Annotated in this window: 4 protein-coding genes; all 4 read left to right on the forward strand. The window is 64.7% G+C overall.

Annotated features, from left to right (window positions below; genetic code table 11):
- A partial coding sequence (locus MPJ51_RS02650; protein ID WP_298381457.1) for a hypothetical protein occupies positions 1-819 on the forward strand: 819 nt, incomplete at its 5' end.
- On the forward strand, positions 813-1,553 hold the full coding sequence (locus MPJ51_RS02655; RefSeq protein ID WP_298381459.1) for a hypothetical protein: 741 nt from the start codon (positions 813-815) through the stop codon (positions 1,551-1,553). The genes MPJ51_RS02650 and MPJ51_RS02655, both read left to right, overlap by 7 nt.
- Positions 1,550-2,701: a glycosyltransferase gene (locus MPJ51_RS02660; RefSeq protein ID WP_298381461.1), complete on the forward strand. Its 1,152-nt coding sequence runs from the start codon at positions 1,550-1,552 to the stop codon at positions 2,699-2,701. The genes MPJ51_RS02655 and MPJ51_RS02660 overlap by 4 nt, the downstream gene beginning before the upstream one ends.
- The gene (locus tag MPJ51_RS02665) at positions 2,698-3,231 is read left to right on the forward strand and encodes an acetyltransferase (protein WP_298381462.1); all 534 of its coding nucleotides are present in this window, start codon (positions 2,698-2,700) and stop codon (positions 3,229-3,231) included. The genes MPJ51_RS02660 and MPJ51_RS02665 overlap by 4 nt, the downstream gene beginning before the upstream one ends.
- The last annotated feature ends 124 nt before the right edge of the window (positions 3,232-3,355 follow it).

Below are 3,355 nucleotides of genomic sequence, written 5' to 3' on the forward strand. Positions count from 1 at the left end.
CTGGGCGGAGCAGGCGCGGCGGCCAATCTGCTGCTTCTGATCGGCTTCAACCGGGCGCGTGAAACCGGGCGGCATCGCAGGCTTGCGGGCACCATTTTCTGGCTGATCGTCCTCCACTACCTTCTGGCCGGAGATCGCGGATCGCTGCTGTTCCTGCTGGTTGGCGCCTACGGGTTCCACCTCGCCCGCCTGCCCCGCATAGGCTGGCGCGACGTTCTGCGCACCGGAGTGCTTGCGGCTGTGTTGCTGATCGCGCTCGATCAGATCTCGTATCTGCGTTCGTGGGGGATGCAGACACCTTCGGCGCAAGGCAACTATCTGGCCGAGATCGATCTGCTGCCGCAATCGGTCGCCCATATGTTCCACGCGATCTCGATCCACTTGTCGGGCTATCAGACCTTCACAGGCAGTGCCGCCGAGTTCCTCGCAACCCTATGGGTGCAGGTCATCCCCTCGGGCCTTTTGCGCGGGCTTGGCGCGACGCTCTATAACGGCCCGCTCATGCTGTCGGAATTCGTCGTACATGGCGGCGGGTTCTTCGTCCCGGCCGAGCTCTACTTTGTCGGAGGGGTCCCTGCCCTGATCCTGATCGCCACCTATTTCGGGGCACTGGCCGCCTGGCTGGACCGGCTGGCGCAACGCTCAGAGGACACGGTGACGGTCACGCTGGTCCTGCTGGTGGCGGCGTCCAGCTTTTACACGATGTATTACGGGGTGCAGGCGGTGAACCGGATGCTGACCCTGCCCGTCGTGCTGCTGCTGGCGCGCGCCATTCTGCATGCCACCCTGCGACGGGTTCAGGGGCAACGGGCGTGGTGATCCGCCCCGTCCGCGACGCCAGAAAAGGGCGGTTGCAATGGCTGGCGCGCGGGGTGTCGAGCCACGCCACGCGGGCCTATTGCGCGTCGCTGGGGCGCGGGCATTCGGTGGCCGTATGCGGCTATCCTCGGTCCGGCACGTCGTGGATCAGCGCAGTATTGGCGGGTTATTACGACCTGCCCGTGCCCAGACACTACGGCTGGCCGCAATTCTACCCTCAGGTCTTGCATGGCCATGACCTGCGGCTGGGCGGAATGCAGCGGGTGTTCTACATGGTGCGCTCACCGTTTCAACTGTTCCCGTCCCTCTTCGTCAAACGCTATGGCATCACATGCCCCACCCCACAGGACCGGGCGCGGTTCACGGACTTTCTGCAAGCCGAACTCAATCGCCCGTACGAGGCCCCCTGCCCCTGGGCGGATCACATCGCCCGCGCCGTTTCACGATACGGGGCCAAGGCGATCCTGACCTATACCGCCGATCCTGACGCCATGACCGACGAACTGGCGCAGCGCATTGGGCGGATCGACGGGCATTGCGATCGCCCCCGGCTGGCGGCGCTTGTGGCCAATCGACCGTCGGGTCGGAGGGCGCCAACCACATCCACCCCGGACACTGCACGCAGGTTCAACTGGTTCTCGACCGAGGCCAACAGTCTGATACAGACCGAATTGCAGCGGCTGAATATGCTGGGGGCCGATCCTCACCTTGCGGAAATGCTGGGACTGCCGTGAAACACCAAAGCGCCCCGCAAGCATCCGCGCGTGTTCTGAATGTGCTGCATGCCATCCCCTCAATCGCCCTGCATCACGGCGGCCCCAGTCAGAGCGTTGCCGGGTTGATCACCGCCATGTCCAACTGCGCGCCGGGAAAGGTGGGGCTGATCTGCGGACGGGATCGGCAAGAACCTGATCTGGGCGCACGGGTGAATCGGCACGACATGCGCCATGTCAACCGCCGGTTCTGGTGTCCCGCCCCCGGCGCGATTGTCCGCATGGCACAGGTGGTCCGATGCGCAGATGTGGTGCATGTGCATTCCTATTGGAACGGTTTTGCTTCGGTCATGATTGCACTGGCGCGGCGGGCCGGAAAACCCGCGGTTCTGTCCCCGCGCGGCAGTTTGCAGAGGCAAGCGATGGCGCAGTCTTCGGGGCGGGCTAAGGCGGTATTCGCGGCGCTGGGCGGGCGGCGACAATTGGCGGGTGTGTCGGGGTTTCATTTTCAGACGAAGGCCGAGGCAAAAGCCAGTTTCGGCACCTTGGGGCGGCCTTCGGTCATCATCGACAATGGGGTTGATCTGCCTGCGCTGGGTAGCCCGCAAGCCGCACTACGCTCACAGTTGTTCGGACAGGCGGCGCGGGAAAAGAACCTTGTGTTTCTGGGCCGGATCGCCCGGATCAAGGGGATCGACCTGCAGGTCAGAGCCTTGAGCCTGTTGCTGGACCGGGGTGTGGCAGCGCGGCTGCATCTGGTGGGGCCGGATGGCGGAGACACCGCGCGGCTGCAAAACCTTGCCGATGATCTGGGCATTGCCGACCGGGTCCACTGCCACGGGCCGGTCTATTCCGAAATCAAACACCAGTGGTTGCGGGCGGCGGACGCGGTGGTGATGTCGTCAGAGTTCGAAAACAACTCAAACGCGGCGCTGGAAGCCATGGCTGCCGGAGGGCTTTTGATCGCAACCGAGGGCTCAATCACCGATGGCCCGGTACAGGCCCGGGCCGCATTGCGCGCGCCCCGAACGGCAGAGGCATTGGCGCAGGCTCTGACCCAACCCCCTGCCCCGGACAAGCGCGAAAAAGCTCGCGCCTATGTGCAGAGCCACCACGGATGGGCTCCGCGCGCGGTGCGGATGCTGGAGTTCTACGAAAGCCTGTTGTGACCGATATCTCGGCCAACCGCGCAGCACGCAAATACCCTCGCCATCTTCAGATGGCCCGGGTTCTGTGGGCTTTCGCCACGCCGTTGTTCCGCCTCAGCCCGCGTCCCCTTTGGGGCTGGCGACGGTGGCTGCTGCGCCGGTTCGGCGCGTCCGTCGGGGCGCAAGCGCATATTTACCCGACAGTTCGGATCACCATGCCGTGGAACCTGACACTGGGTACGGAATGCGCGGTGGGGGATCGGGCCATCCTCTATGCTTTGGGCCGGATTGAGATCGGGACCCGAGCCACAATCTCGCAGGGTGCGCATCTATGCGCGGGGACGCATGACCATCGCCGAGCCGACCGGCCTTTGCTGACGCCGCCTATTCATATTGGACCAGACAGCTGGGTCGCGGCTGAGGCTTTCATCGGGTCCGGTGTGACAGTCGGTCAGGGGGCAATCGTCGGCGCGCGGGCGGTGGTGATGAAATCGGTGCCCGGAGGGCGGACGGTTGTCGGCAATCCGGCGCGTGCGCTGTCCGAATGCTGACCGTTATCATCCTGACCCGCAACGAGGCGCTGCACATTGCACGCGCCATCGCCTCGGTCCAGCCGGTGGCTGACAGGGTCGTCGTCGTGGACAGCGGCTCGACCGATGCGACCTGCCGGATTGC

Source organism: Ruegeria sp. (assembly GCF_028066395.1).
GTDB lineage: Bacteria > Pseudomonadota > Alphaproteobacteria > Rhodobacterales > Rhodobacteraceae > Ruegeria.